The organism is Pseudomonas sp. PS01270 (assembly GCF_029959775.1).
Taxonomy (GTDB): Bacteria; Pseudomonadota; Gammaproteobacteria; order Pseudomonadales; family Pseudomonadaceae; genus Aquipseudomonas; species Aquipseudomonas atacamensis.
Window position 1 is genome coordinate 1 of record NZ_JASCPT010000199.1, and the last position, 6,286, is coordinate 6,286.

Below are 6,286 nucleotides of genomic sequence, written 5' to 3' on the forward strand. Positions count from 1 at the left end.
AGCCTGCTCGCGAAGAGGGCGTGTCAGTCGACAACAGCGTGTCTGACACAGCGCTTTCGCGAGCAGGCTCGCTCCCACATTGGTTTCAAAGGGTAGCCACCAGTTTGCTCAGTGGGCGGCGCTGGCGCTGACAAGCGGATTTACCGACAGTCGCCAGCGCTTGGCCCTTGCGCCCGCTGGCACTAGACTGGCGGCCTTTTCACCACCTTGATGTTGATGCTTGAGCCATGGCCGCCATAGTCGAACCGTTCTGGAAACGCAAAACCCTCGATCAACTCGATCACGAGGAATGGGAATCGCTGTGCGACGGCTGCGGTCTGTGCTGCCTGCAAAAGCTCGAGGACGAAGAAGACAATAGCGTCTATTACACGCGCATCGCCTGCAAACTGCTGGATCTGAAAACCTGCCAGTGCAGCGATTATCCGAACCGGATCAAGTTTGTCCCGGACTGCATTCAGCTCACGCCGGGTCAGGCGGAAGAATTCAAGTGGCTACCGCCGACCTGCGGTTATCGGCTGGTCAGCGAGGGCAAGGATCTGCCGTTATGGCATCACCTGGTGTGTGGCGACCGCGATGCGGTGCACCATGAGCGGATTTCCCAGTCAGGGCGCATGCTCGCCGAAGGCAGCGTGCCGGAGGATGACTGGGAAGATCATCTGATTTTTCGCGCGGGCGGATGAGGTGGTGGGTTGTTGAACCCGTAAATATCAAAAGATCGCGGCCTTCGGCAGCTCAACAATGGAAAACGTGATTCCGTGTAGGAGCTGCCGAAGGCTGCGATCTTTTGCTTTAAAGCCTCAGACGCCGGCCTTCGGCGAGACCAGCGAATCATTGCCGGTAACGGTTGCCGTTTCGGTGGCCACTTCGGCATTGGTCTTCAGCTTGCTCAGCTCTTCCCCGGCGCGTTCGATCTTCGCCCGCACGTTGCTCATGTCCTGACGGCCTTTTTCCAGCAGACTTTTCGCCGAGCAGTGCCCGGTAATGCCACGGGCCACGGCCATGCCGCCGAGCGCCACTTGAATCAGGCCGAACACGCCGCCACGGCGCAGGCCCTTGCCGACCATCAGCACGCCGCCGGTCAACGAGCCGACGCGCTCCCAGCCATGCACGTTCTTGTGCGAAGGCGACTGGAACGGGGTGGATTCGATGCGTTCTACGCGTTTGAGCTCGCTCATGGTCTATCTCCAGGCAGGGTGCGATTGATAGATAAGCTGACTGCCAGGGCGGTCAGCTTGTTCCATCGAATGTGCGACGCTTCAGCGGAATTTCGGCCCGGAGCGGGTGTTCAGGCCTTTGGCCATGCGGTCGTAGAGCACGACGTTGACCGTGGCGGCGAGGTTCATGCAGCCGGTGGTCGGGATGTACACGACGTCTTCGCACCAGTCGCGAATCTCTTTATCCAGCGAACCGTCCTCGGGGCCGAAGATGTACAGGGCGCGGTCGGGATGGGTGTATTCCGGCAGCGGCCGGGCGCCATCGACCAGTTCCACCGCCACGGGTACGCAGTTGAGCGGGAGGATTTTTTTCAGATCATCGATGCCGATCAGCGGGATGTCGTAGTGCACGCGTTTGGTGTCGGTGACGAAGTCGGCGGCGCGTTCATAACGCTTGCCTGTGTAGAACACCGACGCTACGCCGTAACAGCCTGCGGCGCGCATCACCGAACCGACGTTCTCCGGTGATTTGGGGTTATACAAACCAATGCAGCTGTACCGTTTATCTGCCACGAGCGGGGTGCCTTCGGGAAAAAGAGGGCGATTATACGGGGATTGGGGGAGGGCGGGCAGATTCGAGATTTGTGATGTCTGGCCGGCGGCCTTCGCGAGCAGGCTCGCTCCCACAGGGGAACGCATTTCAACTGTGGGAGCGAGCCTGCTTGCGAAAGGGCCGGGTCAGGCGATGAAGATCTTCAGTCTTCTTTTTTCATCAGGCCAGCCAGGGCCGCAAACGGGTTATGCGTGGCCTTAGCGATCTTCGGTGTGCTCAGCGAGCCCTCGCCGAAATACTGCTGATCGGTGTAACGCGAGTGTTCGTTGTCGTGGCAATACAGGCACAACAGCTCCCAGTTCGAGCCGTCCTGCGGGTTGTTGTCGTGGTTGTGGTCGCGGTGGTGCACGGTCAGTTCGCTCAGGCGCTTGCCGGAAAACTCACGGGCGCAGCGGCCGCAGACGTGCGGGTACATTTTCAGGGCCTTGTCGCGGTAGCCCATTTCCTTGTCGCGCTGGTTGTCGGCGAGGATGCGGTCCAGCTTCGACGTGTTGGTGGGGGTGGACGAACTCATGGGTTCACCTTTGCAGAAAGACTGATGACGGTTATGCGCAGAGTTTAGCTCAGCCCTTGAGCTTCTCGGCAATCCAGATCGTGTGGCGGGTGCCCTTGTTGCCGTGGGCGAAGACCTGGACTTCTTCGGCCTTGAAACCGGCCTTCTTCAATTTGTCGGAAAACTGCCGGTCGGCGCTGGCCGACCACACCGCGAGCACGCCTTTGGGGCGCAGGGCCTTGGCGCAGGCATTCAGACCAGCGGCGGAATACAGCCAGCTGTTGGCCTTCTGGGTCAGGCCTTCGGGGCCGTTGTCGACGTCGAGCATGATCGCGTCGAAACCGTTCGGCTCGCTTTGCAGCACATTGGCCACATCTTCCTGACGGATCACCGTGCGCGGGTCGAGCAATGGCCGACCGGATTTCTCCCCGAGCGGGCCGCGATTCCACTCGACCACGCCGGGCACCAGCTCAGCGACCACCACTTCGGCGGACTTGCCCAGGTGCTTGAGTGCCGAGGCGAGGGTGAAACCCATGCCCAGGCCGCCGATCAACACCCGCGAATTCGGCCGGCCGGCGACCTTGCGGCAGGGAATCTCGGCCAGTGCGTCCTCGGAACCGTGCATGCGCGTGTTCATCAACTGCCCGCCGTCGCCGCCCTGGATCTTGATGACGAAGTCCTCGCCATACTCGAACAGGCACAGGGCACCGCCGTTTTCAGGGATCGGGGTGGTGTCGAGCAGAACGAAACGTTTCATGGAAATCTCTACAAGGGGGAAGGCAAGCAGGCGCGTTGGGAGTAGCCTGAGCACAGACTAAAGGCCAAACGGAGCCCTTGATGAAGCGCACCATTCTAACGGTCATTACCCTGGCCGCGCTCGCGATGACTGCGGTGCAGGCCCAGCAGAGCGTTCCGGTCAGCCCGACGCCGCAACCCGGTTCGCCCGGCACCGCGACGCCGACGCCGTATCCGCAGATCACGCCGATCACCCTGCCCAAGTCGGGCGCCGGCAGCGGCAGCCCACCGCTGGTACCGATCGAAATGCCCAGCCCGCCGAGCAAGGATCAACCGGTGCCGGGCATCGAGCCGAACGGCAACAAGGTCAAATCCCCCGGCGGTTAAACCTGTTGCGCGGCGAGTTGGCCGTCGGCCATGCGCAGGCGTTTGGACAGCGAGACGGCGAGGGCGCGGATGATCTTTGCGGCGATTTTCGGTGCGTCGTTGAGCATTTTTTCCAGCGAGTCCTTGCCCAGGTTGAGCAACTGACAGTTGCTCGCCGCGATACACGTGGCTGAACGGCGCTCGCCATCAAGCACGGCCATTTCACCGAAGGCCCGGCCGCTGCGCAGGGTGGCCATGGTGATCACCTGGCCGTCGGCGCCGGTTTTCTGCACGGCGACCTGGCCGGTGTGGATGATGCACATGAAACTGCCGGCATCGCCCTCGCGAAAAATCGCCTCGCCCTCAGCTACGGTGCTGATGCTGAAGTAACCGGAAGCGGCCGCAAAGTCGGCCAGCTGCAATTGATCGAACAGGCCACAGTCCATCAGCCAGTCGCGGATTTCATTGTTCAGGAAGGTCGGTTCTGACATGTCGATGCGGTCTTTTTGTTATCACATTTCAAGGCTATACACGGATCCCGCAGGAATGGGCTTTTGTGGCGAGGGGATTTATCCCCGCTCGGCTGCGCAGCAGTCGCAAATCCTGCCAACTCGGTGCTTCAGGAATACTGAGTTTGCAGGTTTTGGGGCCGCTTCGCAGCCCGACGGGGATAAATCCCCTCGCCACAAGGGTCTGCAGTTAAGACCCAAGCCACCTTCAGAGTTCCTCAGGCAATCTGCAAAACCTTGAACACAAATGCATATTCGAGCGCTACGTCACGTAATCCCTGATAGCGCCCGCTCATGCCGCCATGCCCAGCACCCAATTCAGTCTTGAGCAGCAGCACATTGTCGTCGGTCTTGGTCGCGCGCAATTTCGCCACCCACTTGGCCGCCTCCCAATACTGCACACGGCTGTCGTTGTAACCGGCGATCACCAGCAGTGGCGGATAAGCCTGCGCGGTGACGTTTTCGTACGGCGCGTAAGCCTTGATCCGATCATAGACGTCCGGTTCTTCCGGGTTGCCCCATTCGTCGTATTCGGTGACGGTCAGCGGCAGATCGGGGTCGAGCATGGTGTTGAGCACGTCGACGAACGGCACTTCGGCAATCGCCAAGCCGAACAGGTCCGGGCGCTGGTTGAGCACCGCGCCGATCAGCAGGCCACCGGCGCTGCCGCCGCTGATCGCCAGTTTTTCCGCCGTGGTGATGCCGTTGAGGATCAGAAACTCGGCGCAGGCGATAAAGTCGCTGAAGGTGTTGTGTTTGTGTTCCTGCTTGCCGGCGCGATACCAGGCTTCGCCCAATTCACCACCACCGCGTACGTGAGCGATGGCGAAGGCCATACCGCGATCGAGCAGGCTCAGGCGCGCGTGGGAAAACCACGGATCGAGGCTGGAACCGTAGGCGCCGTAACCGTACAGATACAGCGGCACCGGTTTACCGACCATCTCGCGCTTCATCACCAGACTGATCGGCACCTGCGTGCCGTCCGGGGCGGTGGCCCATAGACGTTGGCTGACATAGGCGTCGGCATCAAATTGGCCGAGTACCGGAGTTTCCTTGAGCACCGTTTGCTCGCCGCTGGCGAGGATCAACTGGCGCACCTGGGCCGGGCGATTCAACGCTTCGTAGCGCAAGCGAATGCGATCGCTCTCGAATTCCAGGCTGTTTTGCACATGCAGACTGTAGGCCGCATCGGGCAACTGCACGCGATACGACGCCTGGCCCTGCGGGTGAACCTCAATGATCGGCAGGCCACCTTCGCGCAGGCTCAAGGTCATCGCCTCTGCGTTGAGGCTGACGCCGTCGAGCATCACATCATCGTTGTGCGGGATCAGGTTCTGCCAGTCGGCCTCGCTTGGCGGCACGCCAGTGTCCGGGGCCTGATACAGAGCGAAGTTGATGCCGTCGCGGTTGGTGCGGATAAACCAGGTCCAGACGCCATCAAGCAGGCCGTGGTCGACGTCGTATTCGTGATCTTCGACCCGTGGCGCCAGGCAGCTGAATGGCAGATGTGGCTGATTGGCGTCCAGCGCCCAGACTTCACTGGTGGTCTTGCTGCCCAGCGACAGCAGCAATTGCTGTTCGGAGCTGGCGCGGTAGCAGTGCAGGAAGAACCGCCCGTCCGGCTCGTGAAAAACCTCTTCGGCGGCAGTGCCGTCGAGGCGATAGCGGAACAGTTTATGCGGGCGATGGGTGTCGTCGAGCACACCGAAAAACAGGGTCAGGCTGTCGTTGGCCCAGGTCATGCTGCCGTCGCAATCCTCGAATTCCAGTTCGCTGACCCTGTCGTTGGACAGCTCTTTGACGAACAGCGTGTAGACCTCATCGCCCGAAGCATCGACGCTGTAGGCCAGGCGCTGGTGATCGGGGCTGATGCTGAAAGCACCGAGCGAGAAGAAGCCGCCATCGGCCAGCGTATTCGGGTCGAGCAGCAATTGTTCGCGGCTTTCATCGAGGGTCAGGCTGTCGTCGGCAGGACGCGGGCAACGGTAGTGCCGGGCGTATTCGTCACCGGCGGTGGTGCGCGTGTAATACAGATACGGGCCCCAAGGCGAGGGCAGGGACAGATCAGTCTCGAGAATCCGGCCCTTGATCTCATTGAACAGGCTTTCGCGCAATTCGGCCTGATCGGCGGTTTGCGCTTCCTGATAAGCGTTTTCAGCCTTGAGGTAGTCGAGCACCGCGTCGGTGTCGCGCTCCTGCAGCCAGGCATACGGGTCGGCGCCGGGCGCCCGCTGGGCAATCGGGGCAGTCATGACATTGGCGGATTCGGGCATGGGAGGCTCTCGGACAATATTCGGATAAAGGTTTCGCGTATTTTGAAACCGCCGCAGAGCCCTGTGGGAGCGAGCTTGCTCGCGAAGGCGTCCTGGCAGATGACTTTTGCTGCAATGACACACCGCATTAGCGAGCAAGCTCG

At 61.0% G+C, this 6,286-nt stretch carries 8 protein-coding genes; 2 read left to right on the forward strand and 6 right to left on the reverse strand.

The window, feature by feature from the left end; translation table 11 throughout:
* Window positions 1–227: 227 nt before the first annotated feature.
* Window positions 228–680: a YcgN family cysteine cluster protein gene (locus QMX86_RS26920; RefSeq protein WP_122746543.1), complete on the forward strand. Its 453-nt coding sequence runs from the start codon at window positions 228–230 to the stop codon at window positions 678–680.
* Between the two features lie 117 nt (window positions 681–797).
* Here QMX86_RS26920 and QMX86_RS26925 read toward each other — a convergent pair whose 3' ends face one another.
* The 4 genes from QMX86_RS26925 to QMX86_RS26940 all read right to left on the reverse strand — a co-directional run bounded on the left by QMX86_RS26925 (window position 798) and on the right by QMX86_RS26940 (window position 3,017).
* Window positions 798–1,175 carry a DUF2892 domain-containing protein gene (locus QMX86_RS26925; RefSeq protein WP_016771231.1) on the reverse strand — a complete coding sequence of 126 codons (378 nt, stop codon included), beginning with the start codon at window positions 1,173–1,175 and terminating at the stop codon, window positions 798–800.
* An 81-nt stretch (window positions 1,176–1,256) separates the two neighbouring features.
* Window positions 1,257–1,727, reverse strand: a complete 471-nt coding sequence (locus QMX86_RS26930; protein ID WP_046816778.1) for an RNA methyltransferase — start codon at window positions 1,725–1,727, stop codon at window positions 1,257–1,259.
* A gap of 182 nt (window positions 1,728–1,909) precedes the next feature.
* Window positions 1,910–2,281 carry a YajD family HNH nuclease gene (locus QMX86_RS26935; RefSeq protein ID WP_007944009.1) on the reverse strand — a complete coding sequence of 124 codons (372 nt, stop codon included), beginning with the start codon at window positions 2,279–2,281 and terminating at the stop codon, window positions 1,910–1,912.
* A 49-nt stretch (window positions 2,282–2,330) separates the two neighbouring features.
* Entirely contained in the window at window positions 2,331–3,017 is a 687-nt protein-coding gene (locus QMX86_RS26940) for a hypothetical protein (protein WP_071174691.1), read from the reverse strand.
* Window positions 3,018–3,097: 80 nt separating this feature from the next.
* Here QMX86_RS26940 and QMX86_RS26945 point away from each other — a divergent pair, with 80 nt between their 5' ends.
* The gene (locus QMX86_RS26945; protein WP_282387325.1) at window positions 3,098–3,382 is read left to right on the forward strand and encodes a hypothetical protein; all 285 of its coding nucleotides are present in this window, start codon (window positions 3,098–3,100) and stop codon (window positions 3,380–3,382) included.
* Here the strand turns inward: QMX86_RS26945 and QMX86_RS26950 are convergent.
* Both QMX86_RS26950 and QMX86_RS26955 read right to left on the reverse strand, forming a co-directional pair.
* Window positions 3,379–3,852: a cyclic nucleotide-binding domain-containing protein gene (locus QMX86_RS26950; protein ID WP_016771227.1), complete on the reverse strand. Its 474-nt coding sequence runs from the start codon at window positions 3,850–3,852 to the stop codon at window positions 3,379–3,381. The two genes, QMX86_RS26945 and QMX86_RS26950, sit on opposite strands and share 4 nt — an antisense overlap.
* Before the next feature lie 236 nt (window positions 3,853–4,088).
* Entirely contained in the window at window positions 4,089–6,143 is a 2,055-nt protein-coding gene (locus QMX86_RS26955) for a S9 family peptidase (protein ID WP_282387327.1), read from the reverse strand.
* Window positions 6,144–6,286 lie beyond the last annotated feature (143 nt).

Excerpts from the sequence above, each read along its gene's own strand:
- QMX86_RS26940 (WP_071174691.1), bottom strand. The coding sequence starts at position 3,017 with ATGAAACGTTTCGTTCTGCTCGACACCACCCCGATCCCTGAAAACGGC.
- QMX86_RS26950 (WP_016771227.1), bottom strand. The coding sequence starts at position 3,852 with ATGTCAGAACCGACCTTCCTGAACAATGAAATCCGCGACTGGCTGATG.
- QMX86_RS26920 (WP_122746543.1), top strand. The coding sequence starts at position 228 with ATGGCCGCCATAGTCGAACCGTTCTGGAAACGCAAAACCCTCGATCAA.
- QMX86_RS26925 (WP_016771231.1), bottom strand. The coding sequence starts at position 1,175 with ATGAGCGAGCTCAAACGCGTAGAACGCATCGAATCCACCCCGTTCCAG.
- QMX86_RS26955 (WP_282387327.1), bottom strand. The coding sequence starts at position 6,143 with ATGCCCGAATCCGCCAATGTCATGACTGCCCCGATTGCCCAGCGGGCG.
- QMX86_RS26945 (WP_282387325.1), top strand. The coding sequence starts at position 3,098 with ATGAAGCGCACCATTCTAACGGTCATTACCCTGGCCGCGCTCGCGATG.
- QMX86_RS26935 (WP_007944009.1), bottom strand. The coding sequence starts at position 2,281 with ATGAGTTCGTCCACCCCCACCAACACGTCGAAGCTGGACCGCATCCTC.